The organism is uncultured Marinobacter sp. (assembly GCF_963974375.1).
Taxonomy (GTDB): Bacteria; Pseudomonadota; Gammaproteobacteria; order Pseudomonadales; family Oleiphilaceae; genus Marinobacter.
In genome coordinates this window covers 1-17,867 of sequence record NZ_CAXBDN010000060.1, presented here as the reverse complement: position 1 = coordinate 17,867, position 17,867 = coordinate 1, and the positions used below count along the sequence as shown (strand labels likewise).

General features: G+C 58.1%; 14 protein-coding genes and 1 pseudogene. 9 read left to right on the top strand and 6 right to left on the bottom strand.

Annotated features, from left to right (window positions below; translation table 11 throughout):
• Nucleotides 1–518 (top strand): annotated as a pseudogene (locus tag AAC035_RS07280) (hypothetical protein); the annotation flags it as partial.
• Nucleotides 502–2,130 (top strand): apolipoprotein N-acyltransferase, encoded by a 1,629-nt coding sequence (gene lnt / locus AAC035_RS07275; RefSeq protein WP_339801907.1) that lies wholly within the window; start codon nt 502–504, stop codon nt 2,128–2,130. The pseudogene AAC035_RS07280 and the gene lnt, both read left to right, overlap by 17 nt.
• Here lnt and AAC035_RS07270 read toward each other — a convergent pair.
• From AAC035_RS07270 to AAC035_RS07260, 3 genes are all read right to left on the bottom strand, one after another.
• The gene (locus tag AAC035_RS07270) at nt 2,075–2,929 is read right to left on the bottom strand and encodes a lipase secretion chaperone (protein WP_339801904.1); all 855 of its coding nucleotides are present in this window, start codon (nt 2,927–2,929) and stop codon (nt 2,075–2,077) included. The two genes, lnt and AAC035_RS07270, sit on opposite strands and share 56 nt — an antisense overlap.
• The gene (locus AAC035_RS07265; RefSeq protein WP_339801902.1) at nt 2,926–3,987 is read right to left on the bottom strand and encodes an AraC family transcriptional regulator ligand-binding domain-containing protein; all 1,062 of its coding nucleotides are present in this window, start codon (nt 3,985–3,987) and stop codon (nt 2,926–2,928) included. Before AAC035_RS07265 ends, AAC035_RS07270 begins: the two co-directional genes overlap by 4 nt.
• A 219-nt stretch (nt 3,988–4,206) precedes the next feature.
• Complete coding sequence (locus AAC035_RS07260; protein WP_339801899.1) at nt 4,207–5,031, bottom strand: alpha/beta hydrolase; 825 nt, start codon at nt 5,029–5,031, stop codon at nt 4,207–4,209.
• 554 nt (nt 5,032–5,585) lie between these two features.
• Here AAC035_RS07260 and AAC035_RS07255 point away from each other — a divergent pair.
• From AAC035_RS07255 to AAC035_RS07245, 3 genes are all read left to right on the top strand, one after another.
• Entirely contained in the window at nt 5,586–6,623 is a 1,038-nt protein-coding gene (locus tag AAC035_RS07255) for an ABC transporter substrate-binding protein (RefSeq protein WP_339801896.1), read from the top strand.
• Nucleotides 6,623–8,413: a GGDEF domain-containing protein gene (locus tag AAC035_RS07250; RefSeq protein WP_339801893.1), complete on the top strand. Its 1,791-nt coding sequence runs from the start codon at nt 6,623–6,625 to the stop codon at nt 8,411–8,413. Before AAC035_RS07255 ends, AAC035_RS07250 begins: the two co-directional genes overlap by 1 nt.
• A 175-nt stretch (nt 8,414–8,588) precedes the next feature.
• Nucleotides 8,589–9,533, top strand: a complete 945-nt coding sequence (locus AAC035_RS07245) for a DegV family protein (RefSeq protein WP_339801892.1) — start codon at nt 8,589–8,591, stop codon at nt 9,531–9,533.
• A 102-nt stretch (nt 9,534–9,635) separates the two neighbouring features.
• On the opposite strand, the gene fdxA is transcribed toward AAC035_RS07245, so the two are convergent.
• Both fdxA and mutS read right to left on the bottom strand, forming a co-directional pair.
• Nucleotides 9,636–9,959, bottom strand: a complete 324-nt coding sequence (gene fdxA, locus AAC035_RS07240; protein ID WP_339801890.1) for a ferredoxin FdxA — start codon at nt 9,957–9,959, stop codon at nt 9,636–9,638.
• Nucleotides 9,960–10,151: 192 nt separating this feature from the next.
• Nucleotides 10,152–12,725 (bottom strand): DNA mismatch repair protein MutS, encoded by a 2,574-nt coding sequence (mutS, locus tag AAC035_RS07235; RefSeq protein ID WP_339801887.1) that lies wholly within the window; start codon nt 12,723–12,725, stop codon nt 10,152–10,154.
• A gap of 169 nt (nt 12,726–12,894) precedes the next feature.
• Here mutS and AAC035_RS07230 point away from each other — a divergent pair, with 169 nt between their 5' ends.
• The 3 genes from AAC035_RS07230 (at nt 12,895) to AAC035_RS07220 (ending at nt 15,158) form a co-directional block, all read left to right on the top strand.
• Nucleotides 12,895–13,407, top strand: coding sequence for a nicotinamide-nucleotide amidohydrolase family protein (locus AAC035_RS07230; RefSeq protein WP_339801884.1), 513 nt, complete (start codon nt 12,895–12,897; stop codon nt 13,405–13,407).
• A 149-nt stretch (nt 13,408–13,556) separates the two neighbouring features.
• The gene (gene recA / locus AAC035_RS07225; protein WP_339801881.1) at nt 13,557–14,597 is read left to right on the top strand and encodes a recombinase RecA; all 1,041 of its coding nucleotides are present in this window, start codon (nt 13,557–13,559) and stop codon (nt 14,595–14,597) included.
• A gap of 90 nt (nt 14,598–14,687) precedes the next feature.
• Complete coding sequence (locus AAC035_RS07220; RefSeq protein WP_339801879.1) at nt 14,688–15,158, top strand: flavodoxin family protein; 471 nt, start codon at nt 14,688–14,690, stop codon at nt 15,156–15,158.
• Between the two features lie 41 nt (nt 15,159–15,199).
• Here AAC035_RS07220 and AAC035_RS07215 read toward each other — a convergent pair whose 3' ends face one another.
• Nucleotides 15,200–15,484 (bottom strand): hypothetical protein, encoded by a 285-nt coding sequence (locus tag AAC035_RS07215; protein ID WP_339801876.1) that lies wholly within the window; start codon nt 15,482–15,484, stop codon nt 15,200–15,202.
• 337 nt (nt 15,485–15,821) lie between these two features.
• Here AAC035_RS07215 and AAC035_RS07210 point away from each other — a divergent pair.
• Nucleotides 15,822–17,867: ATP-binding protein (locus AAC035_RS07210; RefSeq protein WP_339801874.1), on the top strand; the 2,046-nt coding region annotated here is incomplete at its 3' end.

Here is a 17,867-nt window from a genome sequence, read left to right as displayed (position 1 = left end):
GAGCGGCCCGGGTGTCGCGGGGAGTGGCTGTTTTGCTGCTGCTGTTCCTGGTGGTTGCTGCGCTGCCCGGCATGACCATTCTGAAACCCGCTCACCCTGGCCTGGCAGTGGCGGTGGAACCGGCCCCCTATCCTGACTCCGTGGCAACCACCAAAATTGACCGTCTGCTGTCCCGGATCCTGCTGGACGACGACCAGCTGACTGTCGAAGCCAGCCTTGGTGCGGACCTGCAGGATTACGTGCAACAAGTTACGGACTCTCCTGCACTGGCCGGTGATGACAGGGTGTCCCTGGTGATCCGGAAAAGTCTGCCGGAGCCGGCGGCCGGACAACTGATCGGCCTGCTCGACAGCTACCTTGAATACCGTGACGCTGTTCCGGATCCCCTTGGCATTGAGCTGGACCGGCTGGAGCAGATTCAGACGGAGTTTTTCGGTGAGGCCGACGCCCGGCGCCTGTTTGGCCCCTATAACCAGATGCGTCGCATGATGGAGGGGCATCGTGACCCCGCCGAATAATCCCATGGTGGGTGCCACCGTGGGCCTGGTGCTGGCGGTGGCCTCTGGGCTGTTGCTGGCGCTGGTCTACAGCTTCCCCTCCTGCTATCTGGTCGCCTGGATTGCCCTGGTCCCGTTGTTGGGCGCGCTTGAAGGTCGCAGTCTGGCGGGGGCCTATGGGCTGGGCCTGGTCACTGGTCTGATGGCCCTGACAGGTGCGGCCTGGTGGATCATGGATTTCATCGTCCTGCTCAAGGGCTATGGCCCGCTCAGGACCGCGGTTTTTTCCGGCCTATTCTGGGTATACGGCGCACAGATGATCGGTTTGCTGGCCCTTGCCATCGTGTTTGGTCGCCGCCACAGAATCCTGCCTGAGATAGTGCTGATTCCGGTACTGGTGACCTTGTTTTTCGGCAGTTTCCCCATGTTGTTCCAGTCAAATCTGGGCGAAACCCAAAGCCTTTTCCTGACCGCTATCCAGGGCGCGGATCTGACCGGGGCTATCGGTCTGGACGCGGTGATCGGGCTGGTAAATCTGCTGGTCTACCGGTTGCTGATCAGGGCCAGGCCGGTTCGCTGGCAGGAGCTGACGGCCCTTTGCCTGGTACTGATCTGGTTTGGTTATGGTGGCTGGCAGCTTTCGAAGTGGAGTGGGCGGGTTGCCGCAGCGGTCGAAGACACCAGTCGCCATCCTGTTACCAGGATCGGGCTGGTACAACCCGGGGCGCTACCGGTGCTGACACCGGAGCCACCAAAACCCGGCTATAGCCTCAGTTATCCTCCGGCCATGGCGATTTCCGAACAACTGGTGGATGCCGGCGCAGAGGTGGTGATGTGGTCGGAAAGTCGTTTTGTGCTCTACTTCGAGAACGAACATGTTCAGCGGGCGTATCAGCAACAGGTTCGCCGCATGAGCGTTCCCTTGCTGTTTCAGGATATGGAATATCGCAATGATGCGCAGGGGCGGATGGAGTTCAATACCGCGCTGATGCTGGACCACGGCGGCGCGGTGCTGGGGGATTATCAAAAAGTGAAACGGGTTGCCTTCGGCGAATATATTCCATTGGTGGAAAATTTCCCGGCGTTACGCCGGCAGGTGATCCGGTTTTTTGGAGGTTTCACCGCTACGGTTGCGCAGGGCCCCGGTCCCGCCCGCTTTGATGTCAGGGGTGTCGGCATTATCCCATTGATCTGTTACGAAGCCATGTTCCCGGAGTTCGTCGCCAGCGCAGTGTCCGAAGTGTCTGCTGCGCCGGATCAGGATGAAAGCCCGAGAATACTGACAGTGCTCTCCAATAACGCCTGGTTCGGCGACTCCAGGCAGCCATTTCAGCATTTTCATTCGGTGATCCTGAGGGCCGTCGAGAACCGGCTTCCCCTGGTGCACGTGATGAATAACGGTCCTTCCGGCGTGATAACCCCTGACGGACGAATTCACTTTCAGTCTCCTCTCGGGGGCGAAAAAGGGTATCTGGCCGAGGTGCCTCATGTTGCGGAGAGCCAGACCGGGCGGACCCTGTTCGGGCGCTACCCGGGCTGGTTTACCGGACTGATGTTCGCCATCCTCATGGTCGGCATCACGAACCGTCTTGTGTGGCTTCTGCTTCCTGTTCTGCGCCGTCGGAAAGCATGACGCCGGCCTTGTCAGCGGCACTTTGCTGGCGGCGCTTGCGTTCCTCGGGGCTGAGATCAGGATCATTCTGAATCTTCATCACTTCGAGGGTGTACCGGGTCAGGGTTTCTTCCTCGCCATACAGCTGTTCGGCCAGCTCATTGCCCAGATGGGTGCGTCTGAGTCGGGCCAGCTGCTCGTAATCGTTGCTGATGGAGACTGGATCATTACGCATGCCCAGGATGTCTTCGATTTCCTTGTAGGCTGAGCTGTATCGATAGAATCGTTCAGCAATATCAGACGCCCGCTCACCCGCCTCTTCACCCAGTCCGGCTTCGATCATTGCCCGTAGTTCGTTCATCTGCGCTTCATCGATGGGCGCTTCGCTGTAGAGAAAGGCCTCTTCCAGCAGTTGATGAGCGGTGTGATCCAGCACCACGTGTCCATCGTCGCCGATGGTCAGCTGGCCCAGGGAATAAGCGATGGTTTCCAGATCGTAAGGCACTGAGGAGTCTGGTTCATCGGCAACGGCTGGCTGTTCTGCCGGCTCCGCACTGACCAGGGACTGACTGAACAGTGGAGCCGGATCAGCGGGTCCGGTGGCCGCAGGAGGGGCAGGCTGCGTGATGGTTGCCGGCGCGCTCTGGACAGACGGTGTGACTCTGGCTGTGTCAGCGGGCTCCTGTTTGCCGATCATGGTCTGCGCTCCGAACCAGATTATTCCGGCCACGGCCCCCATGGCCACAGCGCCGGTACCCAGCATGAGATAGCTGCGACTCTGAGCGTTATCCCTGCCGGCATGGTTGCTTGTTTTCGTCATGACAGCGTTTCCTCGAACGGCTGTTCCCGGAGATGACTGATGGTGGTTCCGGCCCATTTTTTCATGGCACGGCGCAGGCTGGATGCACAGGAGAAACCCACCAGTTCGGCGACTTCATCGACGCTCAATCCGGAGGAACGTAACTGATGGCTTGCGATTTCCATACGAACAGCATGGAGCAGCTTGCGAAACGATGTGTCTTCCCCGGCCAGACGACGGGTGAGCGAGCGTGGCGGCATCTGCATGCCATCGGCCACCTGTTCGAGATCGATCTGCGGGTTGAAGTGGGCGCGGATATGCCAGCGCACCCGATCCGTAAACGAGATGGTGACCGGCGCGTTATTCAGTTCCTGTTCGCATTGCTGGATGAGCTTGCGATAGCTTCGCTTGCGGAACTTCCGGAACGGCTTGATCACGTATGGCGTACTGGCCGAAATGGCGGTCTGCTCGGTACCAAAGGCAACCGACTTGCACGGCAACTGACTGTAAAGCTCGACGTGGGACGGTTCCTGATAGCTGAGGGTTACGTGGACGTCGGTGTCTTCGACGCTCTGGTTACCGCAGATCATCCACAGCCGGGCGGTCATGGCAATACGGAATTCCAGACTGAAGATTCGTATGTCTTCATCGAAAACGGCATCCGTGGGATATTCCAGCGGATCAACCAGCCGATGCTGTGAATCGAAATAGGTGGTGGGTCTGGACACCATCAGCGCGTAATAGGGCTGAGCGATGACCATGTAGCGTCGAAACGCTTCTCCTGCGTCCTTGAGGCTGGGGCTTGAATGAATAATGTATCCAAGCGGACCCCAGTAGCTCCAGTCGAGTTCGAGTCCGGTTTTCAGTCCCAGCCCGGGTGTCTTGCACAGGGCTATACCGTTACGGATCAGTACCTGCTGCTGCATGTAGCTGATGCGGATGTCCTGCATGTCAAACATGGCGGGTGAAATGCCGGTACCCCGAAGCAGGTCATGAAGGTCTGCGCCAAGACTGGTGAACACCTCGATAAAACCGAGCGGATGAAGGTGAAGCGGGATCACTCTGGCGTTAAAGTCCATTTGAGAGCCCTCTGAGTTGTCCTGAATTTTATGTTATTTTATGTAACTGAACGTGAGTTTTCGCTTTCGCCTGTCGGGTGTCAAGTGAGCACCCTCACAAGCATTAAGCAGGTCTCATTTCGGGGTGGTAAACCTGTTTTCTGCACTGAAATAATGCCAGCGCCGGCGCCGGCCCTTCTGTGGGCCGGCGTTTCTGGATCAGACCCTTGCCTGTGCTAATCAGAGGCCCTTGCGCTGAACATCCCAGCCGCTGATGTCACAGGCGGTGCAGGCACCGGTGAACAGCTCCGCTGCGTCGCTGTCACCCTTGAGCTGGAATTCCCACCAGGCCGTGCTGATACCGCGGAAATCACCGAAGTTGCCAATGGGCTCAAAATGGCTGGCGCCGCTGCGGGTTGCCCAGAATACCGGTACGTCAACACGGTTAAACACCGGGCGCTGATTCAGGGCTGGTCCGGCCAGGGCATCGGAACTGCCGGACAACAGCAACATCGGCGCGCTCTGTTCATCCTGGGACGAGCGGCGATGGCCAAGGCCCAGTATGTAAGGCTGCATCGGTGCGGTGGCGGTGATCCTGACATCACGGGCCGCCATGATGGTACCGCCGCCACCCTGGGAGTGGCCGGAAGCACCGATTCTGGAAAAGTCCACGTTGTTGCCGTAGCTGGCGCGCCGCACGGCGTCAATGCATTCGATCATCTCCTCACCGGTGCCGGCGTTGGATGTGCGGGCCGCTGCGACTATGTAACCGTAAGAGGCCCAGTGTTCCAGACCTCGGCCATAGGTGGTGGGTGAGCCGCCGGTACCGTTGCCCCAGAGAATAACCGGTGTGCCCGGCTCAACGTTGCGTGGGCGATACACGGTACAGCCGCTATCCTCACGCTCGGAGACGGTTGCCTGTGGGCCAGCGGAGGCATAGGCCGAAGTGGGATCAGAACCACCACCGGGACCCGGGATAGCCAGAGCCGCGCTGGAGAAAGCGAGTACGCCGGCGGTGATGACGGTTCCCGCGAGAGTTGAAGGCTTGAGCGTAGACAGGTTCATAAACCATATCCCTGATCGTCAGAAGTTGGTTGTTGGTTGCAGCGTCTCAACAGCCACTTCGAACCCTATCCAAAGGCTCCGACGCAGCTGCGTGGCCATCATCAGGTCCACATCAGGTAGCACCGGGTTACCGATTGAAGTAGCGAAGCTCAAGTCTAGGCAGGTCACCGACTTCAGAACTATCACCATACGTACCCATTTTCTGATCAGGGTTGGTTATTAGGTGATCAGTGCGTGACATGAGTCACGCGGCGTGGGGGTATTACGAGGATTTCATCACGAATATGTCGCGCCGGAAGCTGCACATAGGTCCTGAGAGTGTCGAGGGCACAGGTCGTCAGTGTCTGCCGTGAAAAAGCGCAGAATCCGTGGCGTCAGCCCATTAGGTCTGCGTGGTTAGGTTTGCGTAATGACGTTACAATAGGCGCAAAAAGCAGGGTCTGGGCATTTCACGGCCAGACTTTGCCTGGGAGCATTAACCCGTTCAGGGAGTATAGGGAGTGCGTACCATCTTGATAATATTGCTTATGTTCTGGCCAGCTTTGGGTCAGAGCATGACAGTGACGTTTATCAATCCTGGTCTGGAAGACGAGCAGTACTGGGTCGATGGCATCAATGGCATGAAAGCGGCGGCTGCCAGTCTTGGTATTCAGCTGGAGGTGCTGCATGCACAGCGGGACCCGGTACGCCAGATTGAGCTGGTGGCTGCGGTTGCCGCGCGTCCACCGGAACAGCGGCCGGATTATCTGCTGCTTTCGGTGGAGAAAAGTACCTTCGGTGCCAAAATGCCGCTGGCGGAGGCGGCGGGTATCGATGTATTTCTCGCCTACAATGGCCTGACTCCTGAGGAAAAAACGCTCCATGGCGGGCCCCGGGATCGCTACCGGCATTTTCTGGGGTCGCTGAACCCGAGAGCCGAAGAGGCCGGCGAGCTGACCGCCCGTCGCTTGATAGAGCAGGCGAGGCTACTGGGCCTTACTGATACCGCTGGCCAGATTCAGGGCTTCGCCATTGCCGGTGATCGATCGACCGAAAGTTCTATCCGTCGTAATCAGAGCATGCAGCAGGTAATGGCGGGTGAGGACGTTGTGCTTCATCAGGTGGTTTATGCGGACTGGCGTCAGGACCAGGGCCAGATCAAGGCTGAGCATCTGTTGGTGCGTTATCCGGATACCCGCTTTGTCTGGGCGGGCAATGATCTGATTGCTTTTGGCGCCATGGCAGCTGCCGAAGAGCGGGGCCTGAAGCCCGGCCGGGACATTCTGTTTTCCGGTATCAATACCTCACCGGAAGCCATGCGGGACGTGATCAGCGGCCGTCTGACCGCGCTCGCCGGTGGTCATTACATGACCGGAGCCTGGTCACTGGTCATATTGTATGACTTTCACCATGGTGTGGACTTCGCGGAGACCGAAGGGCTGGAAATGGCGCGGTCCATGTTCCACCTGTTCACTCCCGAGTCTGCCCGTCTGTTTCTGGCCCGTTTCTCGGACCGGGTGCCGGCGATCGACTTCCGTCGCTACAGCAAGGTGCTTAACCCGGGGCTGGATCGCTACCGTTTCGGCTTTGGCCAGTTGCTGGAGCAGCCCTGATGGCGGCTGCCAGCTCGGGGCCGGGTTTTCAGTCCATTTCACGACGGATTCTCCGGCAGGTGACGGCGGTCGCCTTGTTGTCGATGGTGGTGCTGGGCAGTTTGCAGGCCTGGCTGACCTATCGTAATGAGCTGGCCCGCTTTGAAGAACTGGTGGTGGCACTTTCTGAAACGCATGTGCCGCTGCTGACGGTGTCGCTCTGGGACATCGAGCCGCGAGCGGTTGAGCTGCAGGTTGCCCAGATGTCTGCCTACCCGGAGTTCGCCCGGGTCAGTGTCTATTCCATGACCGGCATGCATTTTGTTGACCGGGCCCCGGGGCATTACGGAGATAACCCGGACAAGGTGGTCAGTATTCCTCATCCCGCAGATCCCGAACAGTACCTTGGTGAACTCGCCATCAGCTTTGATCGCAGCTATCTGAATCGCTCCATGGTCGGTGCTGTCACCATGACACTGTTGCAGTATGGTGTTTTTACCGCGTTGATCATCCTGCTGCTTCACCGGATTATACGAAGACACTTGCAGGAACCCCTGCGGGCCATTGCCGATTACAGCACACAGCTGCGTCCGGAACGCGATAACCCACCCCTGGTGATACCCCGTCAGGACCGCCGCCATCAGGATGAGATTGATCTGGTGACGGAGGGCTTCGACACCCTGCGAGACGCCATTGCCCGGTTCGGTCGCGAGCGTGATCATGCCATTCAGGCGTTGCAGGAGGAGAGGGACAGCCTTGACGACCGGGTGCGGGAACGCACCGGTTATGTGCAAAGGGTCAATGATTTCCTGCAGTTATTATCAAGGCTGTCAGCTGATCTCATCGATTTGCCGGCGGGCAGCCATCGCACGGCGATGGAGTCAGCACTCGAAGATCTGGCGCACAGGGTCAACGCCCAGCGTTGTGGACTTGCCAGCTGGTCGAGACAGGGCCCCTGGAACTGGGTGTATCTGTGGACGGCCCCCGGCGCCGGAACCCGAGGCCTGCCTGTGCCCTTGCCAGAACCGGAGGATGCCGGCTGGTCAGTGGGCGCTAGTGGTTTGCCGGACAATACCCTGGCCTGTGTGCTGACGGTTGCGGACAGGAAAACCACAGCGCTGGTATTTGAAGGCGATGAGATGGCGCAGCTTGAGCCGCTTGATCAACGGCTTCTGCAACTTGCCGCGGAAGTATTATTCAAGATGATGGATCGCTGGGAACATCTGGAGGAGCTGGAGGCCAGTCGCCGTGAGTTGTTCCGGTTATCCCGCACGGATCACCTGACCGGTCTTGCCAATCGCCGCTACTTTGAGGAGGCTTGCCTGATCGAGGGTCGGCGGGCCCAGCGCACCGGCGTTCCGGTCTCCATGCTGATGCTGGATGTGGATTTCTTCAAAAGCTTCAACGATCGCTACGGACATGCCCTGGGCGATGAGTGCCTGATTCAGCTGGCAAAGATACTCGGACATTGCTGTCGCAGGGCCGGAGAGCTGCCGGCCCGCCTGGGTGGTGAGGAATTTGCTGTACTGTTACCGGAGCATGATACCGACAGTGCGCTGGTTGTGGCTGAGCAAACCCGAGGGGCGATAGAAGACCTGAACCTGACCCATAAAGATTCTCCCGAAGGCCGGGTGACGGTGAGCATTGGTGTCGCCACCTGGCAGCCTGCTGCTGAACCGCCCGAATCTTTCGAGCAGATATTTGCAGAAATACTGGCTGAGGCCGATGATCGTCTCTACGATGCCAAACGAGCTGGCAGAAACCGTGTCCATCCCATAGCGCACAGAACGGTCAGGGACATCAGGTCCTGACCTCCGCTGGTGGATCCGTGAGTTTGTGAACTACCCGGTTGTTAACGCCTTGCAGGTTTGTGGTATACGTGCGGTACAACAAAAAGACGTCAGTACGCACCGAATGCCTGCTCCTGCCACTGTGGCACAGTAATGCCCGTGCTGATTCACCCTTTACGGAACCGGAGAAAATTTCATGCGCGTTGGCCTGATCGTGGATTCTGCTTGTGATCTGCCGTACGAGTATATTCGCAATCACGATATTTTCATTCTGCCCCTGACAGCCCGCATTGATGATCAGACCTACATTGATGATCACAGTCCTGATACCACTCGTGATTTCTACGAGCGGGGGTTGCTGACCAAGGGTCATCACGCTGAAACCGAGGCCTTTTCTCCGGAACAGATTCGTGATCTGCTGACGGAAAAAATTGTTCCCGCATACGATATCGCTATCTGTGAGACGGTGGACCGTACCCGCAGTCTGATTTACCAGAATGCTACTGAAGCCATGAATATGGCGATGTCGCGGCAGAAAGCCATTCGTGAAGCGGCGGGTGTCGACGGCAACTTTTCCATGCGGGTAATTGACAGCAAACAGCTGTTTGCCGGGCAAGGATTGCTGGCCGCCTACACCGTTCGCCTGTTCGAGAAGAATCTGTCCAAGAACGCCTTGCGACACGAAGTGGAGAAGTTTTCAGAGAAGATCTGGACCTGCGTGGTGCCTCGCGATCTGCATTACATTCGTGAGCGGGCGCGGCGCCGTGGAGACAAGAGCATTTCCGGAGTGGTGGCGTTTCTTGGCAAGGCGCTGAATATTACTCCGATCGTTTTCGGCCGGGGCGTGATCGACAAGCCGGTCGCCAAAACCCGCAGTTTCGACGCCTCGGTGGAGAAGGTCATGGCCTACGCGGTTCGTCGGGTCCGGGCCGGTTTGCTGACACCGGTCGTCTCCATGTCGTGCGGTATGTCCTGGGAGGAAATTGATGCTCTGCCGGGGCTGGATGAATTACGCAAGGCGTGTGCTGACCACGGCGTCGAGTTACTGCTGTCCCAGATGGGTATTACCAGCAGTATCTATATCGGTCCGGGCAGTCTGTGTCTGTGCCTGGGAGCGGACGCTCACGATTTTGCCGACTGATCCGCAAGGTGTGCTGACAGGACATTAAGCAGTGCTGAGGCAGTCACAAAAAAAGAGCCAGCAGGCTCTTTTTTTTGTAACGAGATCTGACGGAATGCCTGCTCAGCGCTCCAGGTATTTCAGCTTGTCGGGCTTGCCATCCCAGTCGGCGGCGTCCGGCAGCGGATCTTTCTTTTCGGTGATATTCGGCCACTTGCCCGCGAGTTCGGCATTGATTTCCACATAGGCCACCTGATCGGCCGGCAACTCGTCTTCTGAGAAAATGGCTTCTGCCGGGCACTCCGGCTCGCACAGTGCGCAATCAATACACTCGTCCGGATCGATGACCAGAAAGTTCGGGCCTTCGTAAAAGCAGTCCACAGGGCACACTTCCACACAGTCCGTGTATTTGCACTTGATGCAGTTGTCAGTAACCACAAATGTCATAGTCAGGTTCCTGGTCTGGTAGTCAGTCTCATCTTGGCGATATCAGTGTGCAGCGGATAACCGCGTGTGCAGAGGCCTTCAACGCCTCGCAGCTTCTGTCCTTTCCGCTGCCTGATGTCTGCCTGTTATCAATCGGCGTGCAGTATTGTAGGGACGGCCCGGCCAGCCCGCAAGCGCTGCCGGGCTATAAGGTTATGACGACAGCATTTTTCGCAACCTGTAAAGCGTCTCCAGGGCCTGGCGGGGGGTCAGTTCATCCGGATCAAGCTCCGCCAGAGCCTGCTCCACGGGGCCCGGTTCCAGACTGGCAAACATGTCGCCCTGAAACGCGGGGTTATCTGTCGCTGTGCCGCCGGAACTGTCGTTTTCCAGTCGCTGCAACTGGGCCCGGGCATGATTGATAACTGCCTGGGGTACGCCGGCCAGTTTGGCAACCTGCAGGCCGTAGCTCTGGCTGGCGGGCCCTTCATGCACGGTGTGCAGGAACACGATGGTGTCATCGTGCTCGGTGGCGGTGAGATGCACGTTGACCGCATGCTCCAGCTGGTCGGCCAGCTGGGTCAGTTCGAAGTAATGGGTGGCAAACAGGGTGTAGCAGCCGATGTTCCTTGCCAGATGTTCGGCGGTGGCCCAGGCCAGTGACAGGCCGTCAAAGGTACTGGTGCCCCGGCCCACTTCATCCATCAGCACCAGGCTGTGGCTGGAGGCGTTATGCAGGATGTTGGCGGTCTCGGTCATTTCTACCATGAAGGTAGAGCGACCGCCGGCTATGTCATCGGAGGAGCCCATGCGGGTAAAAATCCGGTCCACCGGTCCAAGTACTGCGCGATCTGCCGGCACGAAACTGCCGCAGTAGGCCAGCAGTGCAATCAGGGCGGTCTGGCGCATGTAGGTGGACTTACCGCCCATATTGGGGCCGGTGATAACCAGCATCCGGCGCTGCTGATCCATCAGCAGATTGTTGGGCACATAGGGGTCGCTCAACAACTGTTCAACCACCGGATGGCGGCCAGCGTCGATATCCAGCCCGGGTTCGGCACGGAATTCCGGCGCACAGAAGCGCAGACTGGTGGCCCGTTCGGCAAAATTGCTCAGTACATCCAGCTCGGCCAGCGCCTGGGCCGTATCCTGCAGCGGGGCCAGTTGTTCTGCCAGGCGCTCCAGGAGATCGTCATACAGACCTTTTTCCCGGGCCAAGGCCCGGCTTTTGGCGCTTAGCGCCTTGTCCTCGAACTCCTTGAGTTCCGGGGTGATGAAACGCTCGGCGTTTTTCAGGGTCTGGCGTCTGACATAATCCACCGGAGCCTGAGCCGATTGTGCACGGCTGATTTCAATGTAGTAACCGTGAACCCGGTTGTAGCCCACCTTGAGGGTGCTGATTCCGGTGCGCTGCTTTTCCCGGGTTTCCACGTCCAGCAAGTATTGGCCCGCGTTTTCACTGATGTTACGCAGCTCGTCCAGCTCGCTGTCAAAACCTTCACGGATAACGCCGCCGTCGCGGATGACCACGGGCGGGTTGTCGATAACGGCCCGTTCCAGAAGCTCTGATAACTCCGGGTACTCCGAGATCAGGGTGGCGAGCCCTACAATGTGATGGGAGCTGACCGGTTTCAGTGCCTCCTGCAGGCCGGGCAAGGTAGCAAAGGCATCTCGCAGCCGGGCCAGATCCCTTGGCCGCGCCGAGCGCAGCGCAACCCTGGCCAGAATCCGTTCAATATCCCCCACCTGTTTCAGCAGGTCGTGTATCGGTTCGTAGTGAAAGCCCTCCAGCAAGGCTGCCACCGCATGCTGCCGGTGCCGGACCCGCTCGGTATCCCGCAGCGGCCGATTCAGCCAGCGCCGCAACTGGCGCGCACCCATGGAGGTAGCCGTGCGGTCCATGACCCAGGCCAGGGTGTGCTGGTGGCCACCCATCAGGTTGGTGTCAATTTCAAGATTGCGGCGACTGGTGGCGTCGAGAACGACGGAGTCCTCGCGCCGTTCCCGGGTCAGTTTGCGGATATGGGGCAGGGCGGTACGTTGGGTTTCCCTGGCGTACTGCAGCAGGCAGCCGGCCGCATTGATGGCCAGGGTAAGGTCTTCACAGCCGAAGCCGGTCAGATCCTTGACCTGCAGTTGCTGAGTGATCAGTCGTAAGGCGCTGTCGTGCTCGAACAGCCAGGGGCCCTGGCGGCGGATGCCATTCAGCCCCTGCAGCAGGTCCTGATAGGGGAAGTCCTCACTGATCAGCAGTTCCGCCGGGCGTAACCTTTGTATCTCTTCCTGTAACGCATTGGTGCCGCTCAGCTCAGCCACCGAGAACCTGCCACTGGAGATGTCCAGAGTGGCCAGCCCGAATTGCTCCCGCTGACTGAAAATGGACATCAGCAGGTTGTCGCGGCTGTCTTCCAGGAAGGCTTCGTCGCTGAGCGTGCCCGGGGTGATGATTCTGACCACCTGCCGCTCCACCGGACCCTTGCTGGTGGCCGGATCACCGATCTGCTCGCAGACAGCAACCGACATACCGGCCCTGACCAGGCGCGCGATATAATTCTCGGCAGCGTGGTAGGGCACACCCGCCATGGGAATCGGGTTACCCCCGGACTGGCCGCGGGCGGTCAGGGTAATGTCGATCATGCCGGCGACTTTTTTCGCATCGTCGTAGAACAGTTCGTAAAAGTCGCCCATCCGATAGAACACAATCTCATTGGGATGTTCACCCTTGATCTTCAGATACTGACGGATCATGGGTGTGTGTTGCGAAAGATCGTTATCTGCTGCCGACATGAAAGAGTCCGGTGATTGTCTGGTGTGCGTTAACAGGATGCTCTGATCAATCCGGGGCCTGTAACTCAGGGCAAGCCGGGTTAGAATCCGTCGGGTTAGCCCGGACGAAGGGTTGTGAGAGAAAGGATTGTAAGAGAAAGTGCCGGGGGATGAAACGAGGAGGTTCGCAATGATACCGGATGATGACACCTTGCTGGCGGCGGGCAACCGCCTGGGAGATTTACTGGCTGATCATGGCTTGCTGGCCGTGACCGCCGAGAGCTGCACCGGAGGCTGGGTGGCCAAGGTACTGACCGACCGTGCCGGCTCATCGGCCTACCTGGCCGGGGCGCTGGTCACCTATAGCAATTACCTGAAAAACCTGGTGTTACAGGTGCCTGCGGAACTGCTGGAGTCCGAGGGCGCCGTCAGCGAGCCGGTGGTAAGACAAATGGTACGCGGTGCCATGACCGCTACCGGAGCCGATGCCGCTGTGGCCATCAGTGGCGTTGCCGGGCCGGGCGGAGGCTCTGCCGAAAAGCCGGTAGGCACAGTCTGGTTCGCCTGGGGTACTTCCGGTGGTGGCACCGAAACCCGACTTTGTCACTTTGATGGGGGCCGCGACGCGGTGCGCCGGCAGTCGGTTCTGATGGCTCTGGAAGGGCTGGCTGGATTCCTCGAGCAGTCCACGAAGAAAAAGTGAACAGTGGGGTTGGTCTGATCGGCAGCCTGTGTTTTAATACTGTTCAAGTATACAGTGATTGAGTCCGGTGGTCTCATGCGTGGCAGTTGCCCGCAGGCCCGGGATTCACTAACACACTGGATAAAGCACTCAGGTAAGGGGCAGGAATAATGGAAGACAACCGCAAAAAAGCGTTAACCGCAGCACTGGGTCAGATCGAGCGCCAGTTTGGCAAGGGCGCGGTCATGAAGATGGGGGATCAGCCCCGTGAAGCCATTCCGGCGGTGTCCACCGGCTCCCTTGGTCTTGATGTGGCGCTTGGCATTGGCGGCCTGCCCTATGGCCGGGTTGTGGAAATCTACGGCCCGGAAAGCTCCGGTAAAACCACCCTTACCCTTCAGGTGATTGCGGAAGCCCAGAAGCAGGGCAAAACCTGTGCCTTCGTGGATGCAGAGCATGCGCTTGATCCCATTTATGCTGAAAAGCTGGGTGTGGATGTCAACGAATTGCTGGTGTCCCAGCCGGATACCGGCGAGCAGGCGCTGGAAATTACCGACATGCTGGTTCGCTCCAATGCGGTCGATGTGATCATCATCGATTCGGTAGCGGCGCTGACCCCGAAAGCAGAGATTGAAGGTGAGATGGGCGACAGCCACGTTGGTTTGCAGGCACGTCTGATGTCCCAGGCACTGCGTAAACTGACCGGTAACGTCAAGAACAACAACTGTCTGCTGATCTTCATCAACCAGATTCGCATGAAAATCGGCGTCATGTTCGGTGGTAACGCCCTCAAGTTCTACGCATCGGTGCGTCTGGATATCCGCCGTATTGGTTCGGTGAAGGAAGGCGAGGAAGTGACTGGTAACGAAACCCGCGTCAAGGTCGTCAAGAACAAGGTGGCGCCTCCGTTCAGGCAGGCGGAGTTCCAGATCCTGTATGGCAAGGGCATTTACCACATGGCCGAAGTTCTGGACATGGGTGTCAAGGAAGGCTTTGTTGATAAGGCCGGCGCCTGGTATGCGTACAAGGGCGACAAGATCGGCCAGGGCAAGGCCAACGCCGCCAAGTACCTGGAAGAAAACCGTGATGTCGCGGTGGAAATTGAAACGGCTATCCGTGAAAAGCTGATGCCCAAGCCCGTCTCCAAGGAAGCGGCTGCGGCTGCCAAGGCTGCGGAAGAACCGGAAGAGGTCAACGGCGAGCTGCTTTAAGACCGCAATACGGATAAGATTTTGAACGGTCAGTACAGCGGCGGTATCCTGAAAGCCGGATAGAACCCGGACCGCTTTAAGGATGCCGTCATGACCGATCGCAAGAAGCTGCTGGTGGTGGCTCATGCCCCTTCGCCGAACACGCTGCTGTTACGGGAAGCGGTTCAGAAAGGTGCGGACCACCCTGATATCGAGAATGTAGAACTCCGGGTACTGGCACCACTGGATGCCGGACCGGAGGACGTGCTCTGGTGTGATGCCATTGTTCTTGGTACCACCGAAAACCTGGGCTATATGAGCGGCGCCCTGAAAGATTTTTTTGACCGCAGTTATTATCCCTGCCTGGAACAGACCCAGGGTCTGCCTTTTACCTTCTATATCCGCGCCGGCCACGATGGTACCGGTACCCGCCGTGCCATCGACACTATCACTACCGGTCTGCGCTGGCGCCTGGTGCAGGAGCCGTTGCTGTGCCGTGGCGAATTCCGTGACGAATTCATTGATCAGTGTGAACAGCTGGGCATGACCATGGCAGCAAGTCTGGACGCCGGTCTGTTCTGACGCGACACTGGCCGTATCTGCCTGTCACCCCCGTGGTCTTTTCAGGCTTTGGTTTCCAGCAGTCGTCCGCGACGGTCTTCCAGTGGCGTGGCTTGCCGGGTTCTCGGGTTCAATAACAGGGGCTGGCGGCGTGAGTTACGCATGCGCCTGTCCGGCCCTGTGTAGTCTTGCTGGCGGCGCCTGCGATCGGGCTGGAAACGACGGTCACGAACCGGTTCGGCGGGAGTCGGGCGGGCGTCGTCAATCACCGGGGTGCGCAGGTGTGAACCTGTGGGTTTACGGTCAAGTGCAGACAATGGGTGTGACAGGGTTTTCAGTATGTCCATAATGATCTGGCTTCCTTTTCAGCAGTAATCGCACAATCGCTCACCGGGCACTTCCCATTCACCTTGAAATGCCCTGCCGGGTTTCCCGTCGGCGGTCTGACGACCGGGCCTGTCTTGCTCAGGTTTCTGTCCTGCATCCCGCTATCTGCGTAACGGCAATGGGTGATCAAACTTTAATCGATATTTTGCCTGCTGTTTATACTTTGCGCGACAGATATGTATCCGCAAGCATACAATAGCGCCCTTTGACTGAAGGCCTGTGGGAAGACAGGGCGTGTTCAGCCGGTTATGCTTCCCTCACATTTACACTCATTCTCTGCGATAACAGGACAACACATTGAAGGCACTGCCCCTGAATCAGCTGTACAAAGCCTGTGTGCTCAAGGATCTACCGTTCAAGACGACCCGCCAGCTTGATCCACTGGCCGAGATCGTAGGTCAGAACCGCGCGCAGGAGGCAGTCAGGTTTGCCTTGTCGATGCCTCACGGGGGCTACAACGTCTACGCAGTGGGCCGTAACGGGCTGGGCAAGCGGACAATGATGCTGCGTTACCTCGAGCATCACGCAGATGATGAGCATAAAAGCCACGACTGGTGCTATGTGGCCAACTTTGAAGATCCCCGGATACCCAAGGTTATCCGCTTGCCGGCCGGCCACGGGCAGAACCTGAAGCAGGACATGGACAAGCTGATGGGGCGGTTGGTGAAAATGATTCCCCAGGCTTTTGACAGTGACAACTTTCTGGAACGTGCGGAAAAGCTGAAGAACGATTACGCCAAAAAACAGGAAGATGAACTGGAAAAGGTGGCTGCCCAGGCCCGTCGCAAAAAGGTAAGCCTGACCCTTACCACACCCGGTGGCTATCGGCTGGTGGCCATGCACGGTGACGAACCCCATACCGTCGAGACCTTTGCCAAACTGACTGAAGAACAGCGCGACAAGTTTGAGGACTCCATCAACAAGCTCGAGAAAAAGCTGCGTCAGTCCGTTCGCAAGATTGCAGACTGGGAACAGGAATACATCGAGAACCAGCAGGCCCTCAACCAGGAGACTCTGGAAGCGATTTCCGGTCACCAGTTTGATGAACTTGTCGGAAAGTACCAGAGCGAACCGGATGTGGTCGCTTATCTTGAAAGTGTTCGCAAGGATATGGCCGAGAATCTGGATATCTTCCTCGACGACGATGAAGATCAGGCCGCCATGGCCTACGCGTCCCTGGACAAGAAAATGCCCCGTCGTTATCTGGTGAACCTGCTGGTGCATCAGAAAACCCCGGAAGTGCCGGTGGTGGTGGAGGACAATCCCACCTATCACAACTTGTTTGGCTATGTTGAGAATGTCACCTTCAAGGGCACCGTGTTCACGGACTATTCGCTGATCCGCTGTGGTAGCCTGCACCGGGCCAACGGCGGTTATCTGTTGATGGATGCCATCAAGGTGCTGGAACAGCCATTTGTCTGGGATGGCCTGAAACGGGCGTTGCGCAGCAAATCCATCATGATCAACTCCCTGGAGCGGGAACTGACGCTGTCAGGGACCATCTCGCTGGAGCCGGAAGCGATTCCTCTGGATGTCAAAATCGTTCTGTTCGGTGACCGGGAGACCTGGATGCTGTTGCAGGATTACGATCCCGAATTTGCCGAGTTGTTCCGGGTGACTGCGGATTTCGAGAACGAAATGTGGCGCTGCCCGGAAAGCCAGCTGCTGTACGCCAAGTTCATCGCCAGTCTGGTCCATGAAAAAGGCCTGCTGCATTGCGAGCGTAAGGCGGTCGCACGAATTATTGAATACAGTGCCCGAATCGCCGAGCACCAGAACCGGTTGTCGCTGCATGCGGCCGACATTGCCAATCTGCTGCGGGAGTCCGATTACTGGGCGCGGCAGCACAAGGCACGCCTGATTCAGTGTGATCATGTAGAGCAGGCGCTGGCCAGTGCCCGCTATCGAAGCAGTCGTATCCGTGATCATTTCTACGACGCTATCCGCGACGGTTCTACCCTGGTAACCACCCGGGGTAAACGGGTCGGTCAGGTGAATGCGTTGTCGGTGCTGTCTTCGGGGGGCTTCGAGTTCGGCCTGTCCAATCGGGTGACCGCCACCTGCTATTACGGTGAGGGTGATGTCATTGATATCGAACGCGACGTCAAGCTGGGTGGCAACCTCCATTCCAAGGGGGTGATGATTCTCAGTGCCTGGCTGGCCTCGCATTTTGCCGCCAAAGATCCCATGAGCCTGTCAGCCAGTCTGACCTTTGAGCAGAACTACGGCGAGGTGGACGGTGACAGTGCCTCCCTCGCCGAGTTGTGCGCGCTGGTATCAGCCTTGTCAGAGCTCCCGGTTCGGCAGGATCTGGCCATTACCGGTTCAATGAACCAGTTCGGT

What these genes read in the sequence shown, in the direction of transcription:
- AAC035_RS07270 (WP_339801904.1), bottom strand. Translation starts at nt 2,929, where the DNA reads ATGACGAAAACAAGCAACCATGCCGGCAGGGATAACGCTCAGAGTCGC.
- AAC035_RS07265 (WP_339801902.1), bottom strand. Translation starts at nt 3,987, where the DNA reads ATGGACTTTAACGCCAGAGTGATCCCGCTTCACCTTCATCCGCTCGGT.
- AAC035_RS07260 (WP_339801899.1), bottom strand. Translation starts at nt 5,031, where the DNA reads ATGAACCTGTCTACGCTCAAGCCTTCAACTCTCGCGGGAACCGTCATC.
- AAC035_RS07255 (WP_339801896.1), top strand. Translation starts at nt 5,586, where the DNA reads ATGACAGTGACGTTTATCAATCCTGGTCTGGAAGACGAGCAGTACTGG.
- AAC035_RS07250 (WP_339801893.1), top strand. Translation starts at nt 6,623, where the DNA reads ATGGCGGCTGCCAGCTCGGGGCCGGGTTTTCAGTCCATTTCACGACGG.
- AAC035_RS07245 (WP_339801892.1), top strand. Translation starts at nt 8,589, where the DNA reads ATGCGCGTTGGCCTGATCGTGGATTCTGCTTGTGATCTGCCGTACGAG.
- fdxA (WP_339801890.1), bottom strand. Translation starts at nt 9,959, where the DNA reads ATGACATTTGTGGTTACTGACAACTGCATCAAGTGCAAATACACGGAC.
- mutS (WP_339801887.1), bottom strand. Translation starts at nt 12,725, where the DNA reads ATGTCGGCAGCAGATAACGATCTTTCGCAACACACACCCATGATCCGT.
- AAC035_RS07230 (WP_339801884.1), top strand. Translation starts at nt 12,895, where the DNA reads ATGATACCGGATGATGACACCTTGCTGGCGGCGGGCAACCGCCTGGGA.
- recA (WP_339801881.1), top strand. Translation starts at nt 13,557, where the DNA reads ATGGAAGACAACCGCAAAAAAGCGTTAACCGCAGCACTGGGTCAGATC.
- AAC035_RS07220 (WP_339801879.1), top strand. Translation starts at nt 14,688, where the DNA reads ATGACCGATCGCAAGAAGCTGCTGGTGGTGGCTCATGCCCCTTCGCCG.
- AAC035_RS07215 (WP_339801876.1), bottom strand. Translation starts at nt 15,484, where the DNA reads ATGGACATACTGAAAACCCTGTCACACCCATTGTCTGCACTTGACCGT.